Annotated in this window: 15 protein-coding genes and 1 pseudogene; 12 read left to right on the top strand and 4 right to left on the bottom strand. The window is 66.3% G+C overall.

What is annotated here, in order from left to right:
* Positions 1 to 61: 61 nt before the first annotated feature.
* Positions 62 to 1,220 (top strand): annotated as a pseudogene (locus LFT49_RS17245) (MFS transporter).
* Between the two features lie 78 nt (positions 1,221 to 1,298).
* Here the strand turns inward: LFT49_RS17245 and LFT49_RS17240 are convergent.
* Positions 1,299 to 4,604, bottom strand: a complete 3,306-nt coding sequence (locus LFT49_RS17240; protein WP_237428899.1) for a family 78 glycoside hydrolase catalytic domain — start codon at positions 4,602 to 4,604, stop codon at positions 1,299 to 1,301.
* Complete coding sequence (locus LFT49_RS17235; RefSeq protein ID WP_237428898.1) at positions 4,604 to 5,809, bottom strand: Gfo/Idh/MocA family protein; 1,206 nt, start codon at positions 5,807 to 5,809, stop codon at positions 4,604 to 4,606. Before LFT49_RS17235 ends, LFT49_RS17240 begins: the two co-directional genes overlap by 1 nt.
* A 254-nt stretch (positions 5,810 to 6,063) precedes the next feature.
* Between LFT49_RS17235 and LFT49_RS17230 the strand changes: the two genes are divergently transcribed.
* From LFT49_RS17230 to LFT49_RS17205, 6 genes are all read left to right on the top strand, one after another.
* Positions 6,064 to 6,726 carry a YesL family protein gene (locus LFT49_RS17230; RefSeq protein WP_237428897.1) on the top strand — a complete coding sequence of 221 codons (663 nt, stop codon included), beginning with the start codon at positions 6,064 to 6,066 and terminating at the stop codon, positions 6,724 to 6,726.
* A 126-nt stretch (positions 6,727 to 6,852) separates the two neighbouring features.
* A complete protein-coding gene (locus LFT49_RS17225) occupies positions 6,853 to 8,385 on the top strand; it encodes an extracellular solute-binding protein (protein WP_237428896.1) in 1,533 nt (510 codons plus the stop codon).
* Entirely contained in the window at positions 8,386 to 9,360 is a 975-nt protein-coding gene (locus tag LFT49_RS17220; protein ID WP_237428895.1) for an ABC transporter permease, read from the top strand. It abuts the gene before it with no gap.
* Entirely contained in the window at positions 9,360 to 10,232 is an 873-nt protein-coding gene (locus LFT49_RS17215; RefSeq protein WP_236820424.1) for a carbohydrate ABC transporter permease, read from the top strand. The genes LFT49_RS17220 and LFT49_RS17215 overlap by 1 nt, the downstream gene beginning before the upstream one ends.
* Positions 10,233 to 10,256: 24 nt before the next feature.
* A complete protein-coding gene (locus tag LFT49_RS17210; protein ID WP_237428894.1) occupies positions 10,257 to 10,949 on the top strand; it encodes a rhamnogalacturonan acetylesterase in 693 nt (230 codons plus the stop codon).
* Entirely contained in the window at positions 10,950 to 11,648 is a 699-nt protein-coding gene (locus LFT49_RS17205; RefSeq protein WP_237428893.1) for a DUF1961 family protein, read from the top strand.
* Between the two features lie 62 nt (positions 11,649 to 11,710).
* On the opposite strand, the gene LFT49_RS17200 is transcribed toward LFT49_RS17205, so the two are convergent.
* Positions 11,711 to 12,277: an ABC transporter substrate-binding protein gene (locus LFT49_RS17200; RefSeq protein ID WP_237428892.1), complete on the bottom strand. Its 567-nt coding sequence runs from the start codon at positions 12,275 to 12,277 to the stop codon at positions 11,711 to 11,713.
* A gap of 302 nt (positions 12,278 to 12,579) precedes the next feature.
* On the opposite strand from LFT49_RS17200, the gene LFT49_RS17195 reads away from it, so the two are divergent.
* Entirely contained in the window at positions 12,580 to 12,957 is a 378-nt protein-coding gene (locus tag LFT49_RS17195; RefSeq protein ID WP_236820420.1) for a DUF7793 family protein, read from the top strand.
* Between the two features lie 42 nt (positions 12,958 to 12,999).
* Here the strand turns inward: LFT49_RS17195 and LFT49_RS17190 are convergent, their stop codons facing one another.
* Positions 13,000 to 14,037 carry a LacI family DNA-binding transcriptional regulator gene (locus LFT49_RS17190; protein ID WP_237428891.1) on the bottom strand — a complete coding sequence of 346 codons (1,038 nt, stop codon included), beginning with the start codon at positions 14,035 to 14,037 and terminating at the stop codon, positions 13,000 to 13,002.
* A gap of 152 nt (positions 14,038 to 14,189) precedes the next feature.
* On the opposite strand from LFT49_RS17190, the gene LFT49_RS17185 reads away from it, so the two are divergent.
* The 4 genes from LFT49_RS17185 (at position 14,190) to LFT49_RS17170 (ending at position 19,322) form a co-directional block, all read left to right on the top strand.
* Positions 14,190 to 14,534: an L-rhamnose mutarotase gene (locus tag LFT49_RS17185; RefSeq protein ID WP_236799523.1), complete on the top strand. Its 345-nt coding sequence runs from the start codon at positions 14,190 to 14,192 to the stop codon at positions 14,532 to 14,534.
* Positions 14,535 to 14,621: 87 nt separating this feature from the next.
* Complete coding sequence (gene rhaI, locus LFT49_RS17180) at positions 14,622 to 15,788, top strand: L-rhamnose isomerase (protein WP_237428890.1); 1,167 nt, start codon at positions 14,622 to 14,624, stop codon at positions 15,786 to 15,788.
* Between the two features lie 7 nt (positions 15,789 to 15,795).
* The gene (locus LFT49_RS17175; RefSeq protein ID WP_237428889.1) at positions 15,796 to 17,832 is read left to right on the top strand and encodes a bifunctional aldolase/short-chain dehydrogenase; all 2,037 of its coding nucleotides are present in this window, start codon (positions 15,796 to 15,798) and stop codon (positions 17,830 to 17,832) included.
* On the top strand, positions 17,829 to 19,322 hold the full coding sequence (locus LFT49_RS17170) for a rhamnulokinase (RefSeq protein WP_237428888.1): 1,494 nt from the start codon (positions 17,829 to 17,831) through the stop codon (positions 19,320 to 19,322). The genes LFT49_RS17175 and LFT49_RS17170 overlap by 4 nt, the downstream gene beginning before the upstream one ends.
* The last annotated feature ends 69 nt before the right edge of the window (positions 19,323 to 19,391 follow it).

The following is a 19,391-nucleotide window of genomic DNA, read 5'->3' as shown; positions in this document are numbered from 1 at the left end:
CAGCAGCCAGCCCCGCTGGTACCACCCCCTAAGGCAGCACAACTACCGGCTCTTCCTGGCCATGCAGCTGGCCGGCAGCCTCGGCGTGTGGATGCAGCGCCTGGCCCAGGACTGGCTGGTGCTGCAGCTGACCGGAAGCCCCGCTGCGGTGGGCGCCGCCGTCGCCCTCCAATTCCTGCCCATGCTCGTGGTGGGTCCACTCGCCGGACTGGTGGTGGACATCTTTCCGAAGCGCCGGATCATGATGGTGTGCCAGTCCATCATCGTCCTGCTGGGCCTGGGGCTCGCGGCCTGGGCTGCCGGCGGCACCATCACCGTGTGGGTGGTCTACGCCAGCTGCGTTGCCCTGGGCATCATCGCCGCGGTGGACCAGCCCACCCGCCAGGTCTTCGTCAACGAGGTGGTGGGCGACGCCGCGCTGCGGCCCGCCATCGGACTCAACAACGCGCTGTCACAGCTGGGGGCGATGGCCGGGCCGGCGCTGGGTGGCGTGCTGATTGCGCAGGCAGGGCCTGCAGCGGCCTTCGCCGCCAATGCGCTGATTGGCCTGGTGATACTGGGCCTTATTGCCGCCGTCCGACTCCACGAACTGCACCCCACCGCGCCGGCCGCGCGGGGGCGCGGACAGGTGCTCGCCGGGTTCCGTTACGTCAGGGAGCGGCCGCGCCTGCTGCTCCTCATCCTGCTGGCGGGGCTCATGGGCGCGTTTGGAATGAACGGACCCGTTGTCCTTGCCGCGTTCGCGCAGCAGGTGTGGCACAACGGCGTGGAAGGCTTCGGCCTGTTCAACACCGTCAGTGCCGTTGGGGCCCTGGCCGGTGCGCTCCTGGCGGCCCGGCTCGGCAACATGGGCCGCAAGGGCATCGTGGCCGCGGCGGGCCTCTTCGGTCTGTCGCAGCTGGTGGCCGCGCTGATGCCCAACGTGGTGCTGTTCATCGGCATGCTGGTGGTGGTGGGCATGATGACGCTGCTGTTCCTGACCAGTGCCGCCACCGTCGTCCAGCTGGAGGCCGGTGCCCGCCATCCGAGGCCGGGTCATGGCGCTGTACCTCCCGCTCCTGTTGGGCGGGCACGCGTGCGGCGGCCTCCTGGCCGGCTGGCTGACCGAACAGTTCGGCGTCCGGACCGGACTGGTGGCCACCGGTGCTTTGGGAATGCTCTCCGCGGCCGTGGTGGGACTGCTGCTGTGGTGGCACGGGCGGCGGCAGGACCGGGTTTGACGCTGCACCCCTGCGCGAGATGGCACTTCGCGGCAGTGGCTTGCGACGGGATTGCCGCGAAGTGCCAACTCGCAGGGTTCAAACGGGAGTGAACGTCCAGGTTCCGGTGTGGACGCGGAATTCGCGGGCGGCGCCGGGGGTTTGCTCGTCGGCTTCTGCAGGGGAATCCACGACGGCGGCATCCGCACGCTGGTCCTGCAGGGCCCGGGGCCCTTTGACTCCGTAGCTGCCGGCGGGCAGGCGGACCGTGGCTGCGGTTCCGGGCGGCACCGTGCACTCCAGCTCCACCAAGCCGCCGCGGCGCCGCCAGTTCGCATGCACGTATCCGTTGCCCACCGGAACGCTGCCACGGGCATGCTCCAGCCGGCACACGGGCGGTTCGACCAGCACGTCGTTGCCGCCCGGGACGAGGTAACGGATGCCCAGCAGGTACTCCAGGATCTCCTTGACGACCGACGCGGACCAGGCATGCGACTGGCTGTAGTCCGTGCCGTCTTCCAGGTCCCAGGCCTCCCAGGTGAAGGTGGCCCCGTGGTCAAGGAGCCGGGCCCAGCCGGGCTGGTCCGTGTTGGTGAGGAGGTCCAGCACAGCGTCCGTTTTGCCTAGGCCCAGCAGGGCCCGGACCAGCCGGTGCACAGTCATGGGTCCCTGCCGCATGCCCATCCCGGCGATCCGGTCGGCATCTGCGGCAGCATATCCAGGATCGGTGATGCCCAGGGACAGCGGAAAGGATGTTGCGTGCTGGGAGGCGTGGGAGTTGGGTGTGCCATCGCCGTGGAGTCCGTCCACCATGACGCCGTCCACCCGGAGCCGGGTCCGGATGGCGTCGGCAAGGCCGCGGGCTGCGGCGGAATAACGGACCGCGGCGGACTCGTCGCCTGCCGCGCTACAGAGGCGGGCTGTCGAGACCAGCGCGGAGTAGGCCTGCGCGTTCACGGTGGTCTTGGCCGCGCATTCCATGTCGTAGCCGAACCGCCCGGGCGCGGGCCAGTCCACGATGCCGTGCAGGTAAGGTCCGGAGCCGCCGCCCAGCCTGGTGACCAGTCCCGCCGTCGGGCCCTCCGCCGGAACGTACCGCAGCGCATAATCAGCCGTGTCGCACAGGTGGGGGAGCAACTCCCGGACCAGGGCCAAGTCCCCGGTTCGCAGGTGGTACTCCTCGGCCCATTCCGGCAGCATCAGGGAGAAGTCGGGGATGTCCCGCTTGCCGTCGCCGTTGGGGTAGACGGCGTTGTAGCGGCCCTTTTCCCCTGCGGCGCTCCAGTAGCGGCGGGCGGACCATGCGAACTCCCGCAGGGCCTGCGCCGTGTAGGCGTGCTCGCCGAACAGCGCCATGGTGGCACACGAAATGTTGGCGGCGTCCGCCAGGAACTGGCCCTTCTCCCGGGTGGGGGTGTCCACGAACTGCTCCTGCACCCCGTACAGCGCGGAGTCGCGGAGCAGCCCGAAGACGGCGTCCAGGACCGGGTCCGAGCTGCTGAAGCTGCCTTCGCCGGGATGGCTGGCGTGGACGGTGGTGGCACCCACGCGGGACACCTCTGCGGCGTCGATCCCGGGCAGTTCAAGGTAGCGGAAACCCAGGTGCACCGAGGCGCGGAACTGCTGTGGCCCGGCCGCCTGGGTGTAGGGGAAGGACATGTCCGTGTTCTGGCTGGCGGTCTTCCCGGCGTCAACCCTGCCGTCGGGGCGGAGGGCGTAACCGGCCCGGAGCATCACGGTGCGGCCGGGGACGCCGTCCAGGAAATCCACCTCGGGGCGGGCGGGAAGGACCTGGCCGAAGTCCGCCACCATCGTGCCGTCGTCGGCGGTCAAAAACTGCCGCGGTGCCACGAACTCCCCGGCAAGGAACGTCCGGCGGGGGTGCAGGCGGGGAAAGTCCGACGACGGGTGGCGGCCCGTGACCACAGCGGCAGGCAGGTCGTCGGCCGGGTCGAGTGCCGCAGCGGCCAACCCGTCCAGGTGCTCGACCGGATCGCCCTCATCGTTCCGGTAGCCGGACTGGCGGTACGGCGCCTCGGCGGCGGACCAGCCGGGGCCGGAGGTGAGAACGTCCCGGCGGCCGTCGTCGTAGTCCACGCTGAGCCGGACCAGCAGGCCAGGGACCCCCGCTGCCCGGCCCTGGCCCGGGCCGTACCAGTGGAGCAGGGCCGTCACCGGGACCGCCGAACCGCCGGGCTGCCCGGCCAGGATCTCCGTGACGTCGGCGGCGTCGTAATAGCCCTCGCCGGGGTAGCCGAACGATGTGGTGTTCAGGCAGGGCGTTCCGGCCACGGAGAGCTGGGCGTGGTGGTGTGCGGCAACATAGAGCCGCGCCCGCCGCACCGTCCCGGACAGCCGGAGGGCCGTGCGGAACAGGGTCCACTCGTCGGGCGGGCGGTGCGTGGTGGTCCGGGGCCACTGGGCCAGGCACGCAAGGCCCTGGTTATCGTCCACGTCGAAGCGGTGGTCAAAAATGAGGGCTTCCGCCCTGCCGGCAGTGGTGTCGGTGAGCCGCAGCGCGGCGTACTCGGCCTGGCTCCGCGGGCCCTGATGCAACGCCAGCAGGGCGGAATCATCATCCGCAGCGGCGGGCTGGTCCAGGGCCAGCAGCTCCGTCCCGTCCAGTGTGACGCGGATGGTCCTGCCGTCATCGGTGACAACCAGGTCCCGCCAGCTGCCCGGCGCCGGATCCTTGGCCCGGGCGCTGGCCAGTACCGGAGTGTCGGGCACGGGGGAGGGGATCTCCCATTCCGGGGCGGGACGCAGTACAGCGCTGCCATCCGGGTCCAGTTCGAGCAGCAATCCGGTTCCGGCGCCGCTGCTGCGGAGCAGGAGCCCGGCGAAGCCCATCACGGGCCGCAGCCGCGCTTCAAGCCGGAAGCTGCGGAGCGCAGGGGAGGGGAGGGGTAGGAAAGGGGAACCGGCCACGCGGAGTGAATGATTGAGGATTTCCAGCGGGGCGCGTCCACCCGGGGCACGGCCCATCCAGCCGGCCTGCCAGGAGCCGTCACCGAGGCCGGTGCTGAAGGGTTGCAGGGCGGACCAAGAGCCAGGATTGCCGGCTGCGTCCAGAATGCGCACGCGCCACGCGTAGTCCGTGTCGTCCTCGAGCCGGGGGCCGCCGCAGGGAACACCCCGCTGTGTAGCGCCGGCCATCTGTCCGGAGCTCCACAGCACCCCGCCCCGGGCGTCCCGGACCTCAAGCTCAAAGCCCACCTGCCGTGCAAGGGCGGGGTCGGCGTCGTCATCCTGCCCGAGCTGCCAGCCGAACGCAGGGGACGGGGCCGCCGTCAGGCAGGGGGAGAGACCGTCCGTGAGGAGGTTGACGGCGTACAGCCGACCCTGGCTCCCGGGCCGGGTTGCACCCTCGGTTGCCGCCTCCTGCAGTCCCGCCCGGTCCATCATCAGAAGGCCGGCAGGTCAAAAACCGCGGGGGCGGCTGCAGCCCAGGGCAGGCCCAGCTCACTGAAGGTGGCATGTTGCCGGCCTGCCTGATCCAGGGCCTCCTCGATGCCGGCTACCACCGCGTGCGCGGCGTCCCCCTCGCCCTCCCAGCGCACGTAGGCGGGATCGATGGGAGTGGGAAGTGGTGCTGTGCGCACGGCCTCCAGCACCAGCATGAAGGCGCCACTGTCCTCCAGGCTGCTGATGAGCGGGACCCCGCGGGACCGGTGGGCCAGGAGGTTCTCCGTGAGGTCGTCCCGGCCATACGTTTCCTCACTGCGTCCCGCCGCTGTTTCAACCGTGAGCCGGTCCTCGGTGTAGTGGAACACTGCCGTCCCGTTAGAGCCCTGGAGGGTCACGTAAGGCTCAACGGACTCCGAGGCGCAAATGGTCAGGGCACAGGTAATGGGCAGTCCGGCGGCGGTGCGGATCCGGATCACGGAGGTATCGTCCGATTCGATGTCATTGGCCCGGTACAACTCGGTTTCCACGGACGCCACATCGGTGGTGGTGCGCGCCCCGGCAATACGGAGTGCCGTTGCCACGGCGTGCGCCAGCGGATTGGTGGCCACGCCGTCCACCACGTCCACACCGTTGATGCTCCGTTTCCCGGCCCATCGGGAGCGCTTGTAGTAGGCCCGGTCCCGGACCCAGCGGCCGGTGGCGGAAATGCCCTGCAGGGTTCCGATGGTTCCCGCGGCCAGCAGGTCCTCGACGGCCTTCAGGGCGTGCGAGCCGAGGCTTTGGAAGCCGATCTGGACTCCACGTTCCGTTGCTGCGGCGGCTTCGCACAGCCGGTTGAAGTCTGCAAGGGAGGCGACCGGCGGTTTCTCCAAGTAGAGTTCCGCATCCGTGGCCAGGGCGGCCAGGGCCAGCGGGGCATGGGTCTGGATGGGGGTGGCAACGATAACCAGGTCCAGGTCCCGGGTCGCCTTCAGGAGGTCGTCAAGCCCCGGGTAAACAGCGGCCGACGGCGGCACGGCACCCGGCGCCGGAGGCTGCGGGTCCGCCACGGCGACCAGTTCAACGCTGCCGGCGGCCTGGAGCCGTTCGAGGTTCCGGAGGTGGTGGGTGCCAAAGCCGTGCACACCCACCAGCGCAACCCTTGCCGCCGGTGTGGTGGCCGTGCCGGCGCCGCTGCCGGCGGTTTCCGTTGCCGTTCCCATCGTTCTCCGTTCTGACCGGCGGCACCACGTCGCGGGCACCGGTGTCCCAGGCGCTGGCATATTTCCAGCAAGCGCTTTCCATCAATCAGTGTGCGGCATTCGCGTACTTCGAGTCTAGTTATGTAACGATTCAAAAAACCACTTGACCGTGGTGTGACAGGAGGTCTAGATTTCGAGAAACCGATTACCAGCGTGATGCGGGACACGTTCCGCTTCGCCCCTGCAACGATGGAGAAACAGAAGGGAGCCGTGCCATGCTGTCCGGGACCTTCAGTGCGCGTGCCTACTCGTTTTTTGACACGCTTGTATGGATTGCCTGCCTGAACCTGCTCTGGATCGCGTTCACCGTGTTGGGCCTCGGTGTCCTTGGTGCCGGCCCCGCAACGGCGGCCGCGCAGATCCTGGTGCGAAAAAGGGCGGCCGGCGATGCTGCTCCGCTGCTGCGGGGCTTCGCTGCCGAATACTTCCGGAACTTTGGCGGGGCCAATGCCCTCTCGCTTCCGGTCATGGCCGTGGTGGCTGCGCTTGTCCTGAACTGGAACTACTTCTCAGGCAGCCACGGGATCTTCCCGCAGCTCATGGCCGTGGTCCTGCTTGTTGCGGGAGTCTTCGTCGCCGGTGCCTTCTGCTATGTGTTCCCGATGTACGCCAGGTACGAACTGCCGCTGCCGCAGTATCTGCTGATGTCGTCCCGGTTCGCCGTGCGGCACCTTGCGGGGACAGTCATCCTGCTGTTCGTGTCCGCGGCCGTGCTGTATGGCAGCAGCTGCCTTCCGGGGCTGATCCCGTTTTTCAGCATGGGTGCCTGGCTCTACCTGACCGGCTGGCTGTGCGACCGCTTCTTCACCGCCAACGACCAAGCCGTAGGCCAGGCCGAACCTGTGGGGCAGGCCGTCCCGCAGGGCGCCTCCACCTAAAAGCAATTCCCCGGCAGCCGGGCTACCCCTGATGGTGGCAGGCGCATGCCTGTGTCGTTCAAATGAAACGTATCAACCCGGCGGGCCAACGCCAAAGAACCCCAACGAAGTGGAAAAGGAAAATAAATGATCTGTAGGAAACTTACCCTTGCCGCCGCCGTCGTCACTGCGACGGCCCTGAGCCTCACGGCGTGCAGCGGCGGGGGTGACACACCGGCCGCGGACCTCACCTCGGTGTCCATCATGGCCCCGTTCCTTGAGGCGCAGCCGCCTGCAGCGGACGGTGCCGTCCAGAAGAAGCTCGAGGAACTCACGGGCAAGCAGGTCAAGATCAACTGGGCGCCCAACGCATCCTACGAGGACAAGACCAACATCACGCTGGCGGGGTCGGACATCCCGCAGGTCATGGTGATCCAGGGTAAAACTCCGGGCTTCGTCAAGAACGCCCAGGCAGGGGCTTTTTGGGACCTGACGGACAAGTTGGACAAGTACCCGAACCTCAAAACCACCTTCCCGGACATCCAGAAGAACGCCAGCGTCAACGGCAAGGTCTACGGCGTGTTCCGTGGCCGTGCCCCCATGCGCGCAGCGGTGATGTTCCGGCAGGACTGGCTGGACAAGCTGGGCCTGCAGCCGCCCAAGACCGTCGAGGACCTGTACAAGGTGGCCAAGGCCTTCACGGAGCAGGATCCGGACGGCAACGGCCAGAATGACACCTACGGCATCACCATTCCCAAGTGGGGTGCGCTGGGAACCAACAGCCCCTACGACCTGATCGAGGAATGGTACGGTGCCGGGAACCGCTGGACGGAGCGGGACGGGAAACTCGTGCCCAGCTTCGAGACGGACGAATTCCTCGAGGCGGACCGGTTCATCAAGAAGATGGTGGACGAAAAGCTCATCAACCCGGATTTCGCCACCTTTGACAGCACTAAATGGAACGAGCCGTTCTTCAACGGCAAGGGCGGCATCATTGTCGACGTCGATTCGCGCGTGAGCGTGCTGATCAACCTCTTTAAGCAGGCGGATCCCAACAACTTCCAGAACAAGGTGGGCTTCGTGGGCAATCTCGAAGGGCCAGACGGCAAACTGCACGCCCACCCCACCGACGGGTACTCGGGGTTCCTGGCCATGCCCAAGGCCAGCGTCAAGACCGAGGCTGACCTGGTCAAGGTCCTGCAGTTCCTGAACACCATGAACGGCAAGGACGTCCAGATCCTGCTGAACAACGGCATCGAGGGTGTGAACTTCAAGGTGGAGGACGGCAAGGCGGCCACCATCAAGCCGGAAACCCCGGAAGGCAAGGCCGTCACCACCGACATCAAGAGCTACGCACAGCTGGGCATGAACGTTGCCGGCAACGGGTTCTACCCCGTGAAGCAGCCCTCCGACTACGAGCAGCAGGTCTTCGACAAGCGCACGGAAGTCATGGCGGAGGATCTCAAGAGCGCGGTCTACAACCCGGCAGCACCCTATGTTTCAGCCACGTACGTTGCCAAGGGCGCCCAACTGGACAACATCGTGGCCGATGCCCGGATCAAGTACCTGGCCGGCCAGATCGATGAGCAGGGCCTCAAGGACGCCATCAAGCTGTGGGACACCAGCGGCGGTAACAAGGTCAAGGAAGAGATCAACAAGCTCTGGCAGGACAACAAGTAAATGGCAGCCCCTGTCATTGACACCCTCGCCGGGGAGCGGGCGGGCAAGACCCCGCCCGCTCCCCGGAAGGGGGGCAGGTTCTCCGTCCACTTCGCGCACTACAAGTGGCTGTACCTGTTGCTGCTGCCCGGCGTGGTGTACTTCGCAGTGTTCCGCTACGCACCCATGTACGGGGTGTCCATCGCCTTCAAGGACTACGTCCCGTTCCTCGGCGTGAACGGCAGCCCCTGGGTGGGTTTCCGGAACTTCGAGGACTTCTTCGCCAACCCCGACTTTCCCCGGCTGCTGGGCAACACCCTCATCCTGGCGTTCCTGAACCTGGGCGTGGCCTTCCCGCTGACCATCATCCTGGCCCTGCTGCTGAATGAGGTCCGGCTGTCCGTCCTCAAACGCACCGTCCAGACCCTGGTGTACATCCCGCACTTCCTGTCGTGGACCATTGTTGCGTCGCTGAGCTTCCTGCTGTTCGCCCTGGACATTGGACCGTTGTTCCAGTTCCTGAACAACGTCATGGGCACCAATATCGATTTCCTGAGCGACCCCGCCTGGTTCCGGCCCCTGATTGTGCTCCAGGAAATCTGGAAGAACACCGGCTGGGGCACCATTATCTTCCTCGCAGCGCTGGCCACCGTGGACCAGGACCAGTACGAGGCAGCGATCATCGACGGCGCCGGCCGCTTCCGCCGGGTCTGGCACATCACCCTGCCCGCGATCCGCTCCACAATCATCGTGATGCTGATCCTGGCCATCGGTCAGATGCTCAACACCGGCTTCGAGCAGATCTACCTGATGACCAACGCCCTCAACAGGGAAGTGGCCGACGTCTTTGACACCTATGTCTATTTCGTGGGCATCACCCAGGGCGCCTACAGCTACTCCACGGCGGTGGGCCTGTTCAAATCACTGGTGGGCATCGTGCTGATCTTCGGCACCAACTGGCTGGCCAAGCGATTCAACCAGAGCGGACTGTTCTAATGAAGATCCACAACACCCGCGGCGGCCGGATCTTTGACGCCGCCAACTACGTTTTCCTGTCCCTGGTCGGCATCATCACGCTGCTGCCGTTCGTTTACGTCTTCGCCGGGTCATTCGCCACTGAGGCCGAGATAACCCGCCGGGCATTCTTCGTCTGGCCTGAGCAGTTCACCTTGGGCTCCTACGAGTACATCTTCGCCACGCCGGCGTTCGTCCGCGCCCTGGTGACCACCATCCTGGTCACGGCGGTGGGCACCCTGGTCCAGCTGGCCTTCACGGTGACCATGGCCTACCCGCTGGCCAAGAAGACCCTGCGGGGCAGGAACGTGATCCTTTCCCTGGTGGTTTTCGCCATGGTGTTCTCCGGCGGCATGATCCCCACGTTCCTGCTGGTCAAGGACCTGGGCCTGCTCAACTCCTACTGGGCCCTGATCCTGCCGGCGGCCATTAACCCGTTCAGCCTGATCATCATCAAGAACTTCTTCCAGGAACTACCCGCCGAACTGGAGGAGTCGGCCAAGATGGACGGCGCTACCGAAATCGGGATCCTCTGGCGGATCCTGCTGCCGCTGTCCAAACCGGTCCTGGCTACGTTTGCGCTGTTCTATGCCGTGGGCATCTGGAACGACTTCATGTCGCCCCTGCTGTACCTGAGCGACAACTCCAAGTGGACCCTGCAGATGTACCTGCGCCAGGTCACTGCCGCTTCCGACCTGCTGGGCACCGGCAACGTGGACCCCAACTACATCCCGCCTGAACAGGGCATCAAGTTCGCCGTGATCGTGGTGGCCACCCTGCCCATCCTCATTTTCTATCCGTTCCTGCAGAAGCACTTCGCCAAGGGCATGTTGATCGGCTCCGTCAAGGGCTGACTCCCGTCTGGATGAAAGGACACCATGAAGATACTGCTGGCCGGCGACTCCACCGTCGCAAACTGTCCCACGCAAGAGTTCCCCATGAGTGGCTGGGGCGCGCACCTGGCCCCGCTCACCTACACGTGGGCAGCAGTGCATAACTTCGCCAAGGGCGGGGCCAGCACCGAGTCCTTCCGCAGTGAGGGGCTCTGGGCGGACCTGCTCGCCGCGGCAGGACCGGGCGACCTGGTCCTCATCCAGTTCGGCCACAACGACCAGAAGAAGCAGCATCTCGCGGCCCGCACCGGGTATGCGGCCAACCTGCGCACCATGGTGGCCGAGGTGCATGCCGTGGGCGCCGCTACGGCGCTTTGCACGTCGGTGGAGCGACGGCACTTCCTTGACGTGCCGTCGTCGGACGCTGTCCTGGAGGAAAGCTTGGAGGACTATCCGGAGGTGGTCCGCGAGCTTGCCCTGGAGCTGGGCGTCGCAGTTCTGGACCTGAACGCCTGGACGCGGTGCCTTTACCTTGGGCTGGGGCCGGACGGCTCCCGGGAGCTCTTTTGCCACTTCGCGCCGGGTGGGAACGCACACTGGCCGGACGGCTTGGCTGACAATACGCATTTCTCCCAGCACGGGGCCGCGCTGGTGGCGGGGGAGGTGGCCCGGCAGCTTGGCGGCCTGGGCTACGGCGCGAAGCAACGGCTGGCAGGTACGACGGCGGGACGCGGCTAGGTGGGCAGCGCGGGCCTGGAGACAGGCATCCTTTACCGCAACCCGCTGGCCGGGCCGGACGATGTCGCCGGGTGGGTGGCGGAGGGGCCGCTACGCTTAGGCAGCCTTGAGGGCGCACTGGAGCTGTCAGGCAGCCTGGATGACCAGGACTTCGGCGACCATGCACACTGGACGTTCTGGTGCCCGGAGGAATTTCCGGACGGCATCCGCATCAGCTGGGAATTTTTGCCCCTTGCTGAGCCAGGCCTTGCCATGCTGTTCTTTGCCGCTGCGGGCCACGGCGGGCTGGACCTCTTCAGCCCGTCCCTGGCACCCAGGACCGGCTACTACCCGCAGTACCATTCGGGCGACATTGATGCCCTGCACGTCTCCTATTTCCGGCACAAGTACCAGTCCGAGCGGGCGTTCCGGACCTGCAACCTGCGCAAGAGCGCGGGGTTCGAACTGGTGGCCCAAGGTGCGGACCCGTTGCCTCCTGCGGAAGACGCCACGGACTTCTATCGGCTGGAAGTGCTCAAGGACGGCCCGCTGGTGGCATTTTCCATCAACGGGCTGCCGCTCTTCGAATGGCGTGATTCGTCGGACAAGGTGCTTGGCGGGGGCCGGATCGGCTTCCGGCAGATGGCACCGCTCCGGGCTGCCTACCGAAACCTGGTGGTGGAGAAGCTCCAGGCGGCACGCACCTGCACGGGACAGTAAAGCGGGCGGCCCTTTCGGGGCCGCCCGCTTTACTGGCGTTCCAGGTTCTTGATCTGCCGGAACTAGAGGCCCAGGAGGCGGTTGAGCAGGTTGGCCAGGCCGCTCAGGCCCGTCCCGCCGTCGAGGAGCCCGGTGACGGCGCAGAGGAGGTTGCCCACCAGGTTGCCGGCTCCGGTCTGGGAGGTGATGTCGAGGACCACCTGGTTCAGGTCCACGTTGAGTCCCAGGAGATCCAGGTGCAGCGGCCCGAGGACCAGGTTCAGGATGTCGCAGCTGCCGCCGCTGGCGAGGGCAGCCGCGGTGGAGGGTGCGGCTGCAGCGGTGGTGGTTACCGTCTGGGTGACAGGGGTGGCCACGCCGTTAAGGTCCGTGAAGGTACCCTGCACCAGGCCGGTGACGGTCAGCTGGCCGTTCTGGGCGCTGAAGCCGGACGGCGTGAACGAGCCAACGAAGGTGCCGACGCCGTCGATGGTCTGGTTAATGGTTCCCGTTACGTTGGCAACCTGTGATGACTGGGAAGCGGCAGAAGGAGCCGCTGGAGCCGCTGCCGTCGCCGGGCCTGCCATGCCAAAGAGCATGGCGCCGGAGAGGGCAATGGCGGTGACTGAAGCTGAGACCCTTGTTCGCATTTTCGGTAGATCCTTTCAGCGCCGGGTTGCGGCGCAATGAACCCCCCGAGGCTCCGCCCCCATGGAGAACCCCGGCGGAACTGGTTATTTCAAATGCAGTTGTTTCAAATGCAGCCCTCGCGGGCCGCGACTCGCAGCTGCCGGATGGTGATCCGGGCCACGGCACGTCGACCAACCTATTAGTAAGTATGCTGATTAGTCAAGCCGCTTGCAGGCTGTTGGGCATGGGCGCCGTGTTCCGGGTTCCCTGCACTAAGGCAAGATAGGGGAGTCAGTAACTGCCCACTGGAGGGAGGCGGGATATGGAACCCGTAATGGTCGACGGCGGCAAGGGCACTGTGGAGTTGCGCGCCGACGGCATCATCCACCTCATCTGGGAGCCCAGCGTCCGGATAGAAGTTGAGGATGCGACCGCGGCCATGGCCGCGGTGAACCGCATAGCCGGCGAAGGAACCTATCCCATGCTGGTGGACATGGCCACCACCGAGAATGTCAGCATCCAGGCACGCTCCGTCTTCTCCATCCCCTGCGCGGCCAACCGCATCGCCCTGCTGGGGGCAAGCCCTGTGGACCGGATCATCGCGAATTTCTTCTTGGGCGTCCACGTCCCGCCGTGCCCCACGCGCTTCTTCACTTCCCGGAGCGACTCGATGAAGTGGCTGCAGCAGTCCGGCAAGTAGCCTTTCCCGGTGTCCGTCGCCGCTGGGCCGGCGAGTTCTGTGTCAGCCGGCGCTGGGCCCGCTTGTGCCGCGTGCGGCAGTGCTCTGCCGGACCACCAGTTCTGGGGTGAACACCACGGACCGGTGGACGGGATTCTGCGACTCCACTTCCTCGGACAGCAACTCGATGGCCGTCCGGCCCAGTAGTTCCGTCGGCTGGCGGATGGAGGAAAGCGGAACCACGGCCGAGACTGAAAAATCGATGTCGTCATAACCGATCAGGGCCACGTCCTCGGGGATGCGGAACGTGTGGGTCATGGTGAGTGACTGCATGACGCCCAGGGCCAGGAGGTCGTTGGCGCAGAAAATGCCCTCCGGCAACTCGGCCCTGCCCCGCTCCACCAACGTGTCGCCCACGCTGCGTCCGGCCAGGACGGTCTGTCCCTCGGCTTCCAAAACCTCCAGCATTGCGTCCGGCTCCTCCTTTGCGGCCCGCTGGGCCCCCTGGAGGCGGTCTGCCACCTGCCGGATGGAAGTGGGACCGCCAACAAAGGCGAGTCGACGGCGGCCGGTGTCCAGCAGGTGCCGGGCGGCAAGGTATCCGCCGGCGTCGTCGTCCACGGCAACCGAACTGAACTTGGATTCGTCAGCCAGCCGGTCCACCAGCACCGTGGGCACTCCGCGTTCGCGGAGGAGGTCCAGCCTGTCCGTGACATCGCCAACGGGTGAGATCAGCAGGCCCTGCACGCGCTGCTCCTGGAAGAGGTCGATGTAGTTCGCCTCACGCCCTGCATTGTGGCCGCTGTCGCCGAGCAGGACTGCACTTCCCTGCAGTGCGGCGGCGTCCTCCGCCGCACGGACCACGGAGGTGAAGAAGGGGTTGCCCACGTCCAGGACAATGAGTCCGATGGTGCGGCTGTGCCCCACGCGGAGCTGCCGGGCGGCATCGTTGCGGACAAAGCCGAGGTCGTCGATGGCGCGCAGCACCCGCTCCTTGGTCCGATCCGACACCCGGTCCGGATAGTTCAGGACGTTGGAGACCGTGCCTACGGCCACGCCCGCGTGGGTGGCGACGTCCTTGATGCTGGCTGTGCGGTTCATCGATTCTCCGTGCTGATATGCCCGCGGCAGCTGGTTCCGCGCGGGAAATCAAAAGTTCTTGCCATTGCTTGACACCTGCTTAAATCCAAGAGTACTTTGAATCGTAACAATGAAACGATTCAAAGAATCCAAAAGTTTGTAGAGGAGTTCCAGTGAGGGTGTGCTTCCGTTCCTCGGTGCAACCGGCGTTGATGGATGAGTACCGCCGGCGGCACGCAGCGGTCTGGCCCGAGATGCTGCACGCCCTCAAGGAGGCAGGCTGGCATAACTATTCCCTCTTCCTCGGAGAAGACGGCCTCCTGGTGGGGTACGTGGAGTGCGACGACTTTGACGCCGTCCGTGCCCGCATGGCCCTGACGGAGGTGAACGCCCGCTGGCAGGCGGAAATGGCAACGCTTTTCGAAGATTCCGGCCAGGCGCCCGACGAAGGGTTCCAGGTCCTTGAGGAAGTCTTCAACCTTGACAGCCAGTTGGCGGCCCAACCCTCCGCGGGCTGACCGGGGCACAAAAACCAGCAGGGCTCCAGCAGCGGGGCATCAACCACAACGCATCAGAATGACGCTCAAACACCGGAAAGAACCATCATGAACGACGTAGCAACGGCGCTGGGCAGGCTCGGGGAGCTTGCAATCGAGGTCCCTTCGTGGGCCTATGGAAATTCGGGAACGCGGTTCAGGGTGTTCGGCACGCGTGGCACCCCCCGGACCGTCCAGGAGAAGCTGGCGGACGCCGCCAAGGTCCACGAGCTGACCGGACTGGCGCCCACCGTGGCCCTGCACATCCCGTGGGACAAGGTGGATGATTATGCGGCCCTGAAGGAATACGCCGCCGGCCTGGGCGTGGGCCTTGGCACCATCAACTCCAACACCTTCCAGGACGACGAGTACAAGTTCGGCTCGCTGACATCCTCCAACGAGTCCGTCCGCCGCCGTGCGGTAGATCATCACCTGGATTGCATCGACATCATGCATGCCACGGGCTCGAAGGACCTGAAGATCTGGCTGGCGGATGGCACCAACTACCCGGGCCAGGACGACATGCGCGGCCGGCAGGACCGGCTCGCCGAATCCCTGCAGGAGATTTACGCCGCCCTGGGCGATGAGCAGCGCCTGGTGCTGGAGTACAAGTTCTTCGAACCGGCGTTCTACCACACCGATGTTCCGGACTGGGGCAGCTCCTATGCCCAGACCCTGGCGCTGGGCGAGAAGGCGTTCGTCTGCCTGGACACCGGCCACCATGCCCCGGGCACGAACATCGAGTTCATCGTGATGCAGCTGCTGCGCCTGGGCAAGCTGGGCTCCTTCGACTTCAACTCCCGCTTCTACGCCGACGACGACCTCATTGTGGGTGCGGCGGATCCGTTCCAGCTGTTCCGGATCATGCATGAGGTCATCCGCGGCGGCGGGTACGGCAAGGACTCCGGCGTGGCCCTGATGCTTGACCAGTGCCACAACCTTGAAGAGAAGATCCCGGGCCAGATCCGCTCGGTGCTCAACGTCCAGGAAATGACGCTGCGCGCCCTGCTGGTGGACACCGCAGCCCTGAACGAAGCCCAGCGCGCCGGTGATGTCCTGGCCGCCAACGGCATCTTCAATGACGCCTTCTACACCGACGTCCGGCCCATCCTGGCCGAGTGGCGTGAATCCCGCGGGCTGCCCGCGGACCCGATGGCCGCGTTCAAGGCCAGCGGCTACCAGAAACAGATCAACGAGGACCGCGTGGGCGGCCAGCAAGCCGGATGGGGCGCCTGAGGAAGTTATGACGAACACGACTGTTGAAGACCTGATTTCCCGTTCCAACCGCCTGGGCGCGGACAAGCGGAACACCAACTTCGCCGGCGGTAACACCTCGGCCAAGGGCACCGAAAAGGACCCGGTGACGGGTGAGGATGTCCAGCTGCTGTGGGTCAAGGGCTCGGGCGGGGACTTGGGCACCCTGAAGGAGCAGAACCTGGCGGTGCTGCGCCTTGATCGGATGAACGCTTTGAAGGGCGTTTACCCGGGCGTGGAGCGCGAGGATGAGATGGTGGCGGCGTTCGATTACTGCCTGCACGGCAAGGGTGGCGCCGCCCCCTCGATCGATACCGCGATGCACGGCCTGGTTGATGCCGCGCATGTGGACCACCTGCACCCGGACTCGGGCATCGCCATTGCGACGGCGGCGGATGGCGAGGCCCTGACCACCAAGATCTTCGGCAACAAGGTGGTGTGGGTGCCCTGGCGCCGCCCCGGCTTCCAGCTGGGCCTGGACATCGCCGCGATCAAGGACGCCAACCCGCAGGCCATCGGCACCATCCTGGGCGGCCATGGCATCACCGCCTGGGGTGCCACCAGCGAGGAGGCAGAGCAGAACTCGCTGTGGATCATCGAGCAGGCCGAAAAATACATCAGGGACAACGGCAAGGCCGAACCCTTCGGGCCCAAGCTGCCCGGGTACGGTGCGCTGCCGGGGGCCGAGCGCCGCGCCAAGGCGGCAGCCCTGGCGCCGGTGATCCGCGGCCTGGCCTCCACGGACAAGCCGCAGCTGGGGCACTTCAGCGATGACGCCGTCGTTCTTGACTTCCTGGAAGCCGCGGAGCACCCACGGCTCGGAGCGCTGGGCACCTCCTGCCCGGACCACTTCCTGCGCACCAAGGTCAAGCCGCTCATCCTGGACCTGCCGGCGGACGCCTCCCTTGAGGAGTCGATCGCGCGGCTGCACGAACTGCACGCGGACTACCGCGAGGACTACCAGGCCTACTACGACCGCCATGCGGACGGAAACAGCCCTGCCCTCCGCGGAGCGGACCCGGCCATCGTGCTGGTCCCGGGCGTGGGCATGTTCTCCTTTGGCGCGAACAAGCAGACCGCCCGGGTTGCCGGCGAGTTCTACATCAACGCGATCAACGTGATGCGCGGCGCCGAGGCGATCTCCGCCTACGCCCCGATCGAGGAATCCGAGAAGTTCCGCATCGAGTACTGGGCGCTGGAGGAAGCCAAGCTGGCGCGGATGCCCAAGCCCAAGTCGCACGCCACCCGCATCGCGCTGGTGACCGGTGCCGCGTCCGGCATTGGCAAGGCGATCGCCACCCGCCTCACCGCTGAAGGCGCCTGCGTGGTGATCGCGGACCTGAACCTGGAGAACGCGCAGAAGGTCGCCGAGGAACTCGGCGGCTCCGATGTTGCCATCGGCGTCCAGGCGGACGTGACGGACGAAGCGCAGGTCGCGGCGGCGATCGACGCCGCCGTGCTGGCATTCGGCGGGGTGGACCTGGTGGTCAACAACGCCGGCCTGTCCATCTCCAAGCCGCTGCTGGAAACCACCGAAAAGGACTGGGACCTGCAGCACAACGTGATGGCCAAGGGTTCGTTCCTGGTGGCCAAGGCCGCCGCGAAGGTCATGATTGCCCAGGGAATGGGCGGGGATATCATCTACATCTCCTCCAAGAACTCGGTGTTCGCCGGGCCCAACAACATCGCCTATTCCGCCACCAAGGCAGACCAGGCCCACCAGGTCAGGCTGCTCGCGGCCGAACTGGGCGAGCACGGCATCCGTGTCAACGGCATCAACCCCGATGGCGTGGTCCGCGGCTCCGGGATCTTCGCCGGCGGCTGGGGCGCCAAGCGCGCCGCGGTCTACGGCGTCGACGAGGAGAAACTGGGTGAGTACTACGCCCAGCGCACCCTGCTCAAGCGCGAAGTCCTGCCCGAGCACGTGGCCAACGCCGCCGCCGTCCTGACCAGCAACGAACTGTCGCACACCACCGGCCTGCACATTCCCGTGGACGCCGGAGTGGCCGCAGCCTTCCTCCGATGAGCACGGTTCCGAACGGTGTCGACGCGCATTTTGCCGCCAGCGTGTTTGCCGCCGTCGATATCGGCGCCTCCTCCGGGCGCGTGATGCTTGGACGGGTTTCCCCCGAAGGTGTGGCGCTGGAGACCGTCCACCGCTTCCCGAGCGGAGTGGTGGAGCGCGACGGCGGCCTCCGCTGGGACTTCGACGGCCTCTTCGCCGAGGTGATTGAGGGCCTGCGGGCTGCCGCCACGGTGGCGGCGGTGCAGGGTGAAACGATCGCGAGCATCGGCATCGACACCTGGGCCGTGGACTACGGCCTGGTGGACGCGGCCGGGAAGCTGGTGGCACAGCCGTTCAGCTACCGGGACGACCGCAGCCGTGCTGCCGTCCAGACTGTCCACGCCACCCTGGACCCGGCGCGCCTGTACCAGACCACGGGGCTGCAGTTCCTGCAGTTCAACACCATTTACCAGCTGGCCAGCGAACGGAACCTGGACGGGCTGCAGGCCCTGCTCATCCCGGACCTGATCGCGTTCCTGCTCACCGGCGTGCGCCGGACCGAGGCCACCAACGCCTCCACCACTGGACTGTTCGACGCCGTGGCGGGGGAGTGGGCCACCGAGTTCTTCACCGCACTGGGCCTGCCGAAGGACCTGTTCCCGCCGCTGATCCAGCCGGGCGAGGCGTTCGGGAACCTCAAGCCGGACATCGCCGCGGCCGTGGGCCTTCCGGCGGAAACCACAGTGGTGGCGGTGGGCTCCCATGACACTGCGTCCGCCGTCGTTGCCGTCCCCGCGACAGCGGACAACAGCAGGGACGGCTTCGCTTACATCTCTTCCGGCACCTGGTCCCTGGTGGGCCTGGAACTGAAGCGTCCGGTCATCACGGAGGCCAGCCGGGAAGCCAACTTCACCAACGAACGCGGTGTCGACGGCACCGTCCGCTACCTGCGCAACGTGGGCGGGCTGTGGCTGCTGAGCGAATGCCAGCGCACGTGGGCCGGGGAAGGGTTCCAGCCGGACCTTGCCGCCCTGCTGGCTGCCGCCGCGGCACTTCACGCGGGCGGGCCGCAGATCAACGCCGACGACCCGGACTTCATCGCCCCGGACAACATGCCGGACCGCATCCGCGCCGCGGTGCGGCGGACCGGTGCGGACCTGGCGAACGACCCCGCGGCCATCACGCGCTGCATCATGGACAGCCTCGCGGCAGGCTATGCCAGGACCATCACGGCGGCGGAGCGCCTGGCCGACCGGCAGGTGGCCGTGGTGCACATCGTTGGTGGTGGTTCCCAGAACGCCTTGCTCTGCCAACTCACCGCCAACGCAACCCGCCGACCGGTCATCGCGGGACCCGTCGAAGCCACCGCCCTTGGCAACGTACTCGTCCAGGCACGCGCTGCCGGGGCAGCCACGGGAGGGCTGGCCCTCCTGCGTGGAATTGTCGCCACCGGAACCAGCCTGCACCGCTACGAGCCACTCGTCAGCGTGAGCCAGGGATCTCCGCAGTAGAAGGGGATCCGTGCAGTAGAAATAGAAGAACCCACCGCGAGCCGCCGAACAACAGAAACAGAACTGGAC

The organism is Arthrobacter sp. FW306-06-A (assembly GCF_021870055.1).
GTDB lineage: Bacteria > Actinomycetota > Actinomycetes > Actinomycetales > Micrococcaceae > Arthrobacter.
The sequence above is the reverse complement of the archived record's forward strand: the minus strand, read 5'-3'. Positions and strand labels throughout refer to the sequence as shown.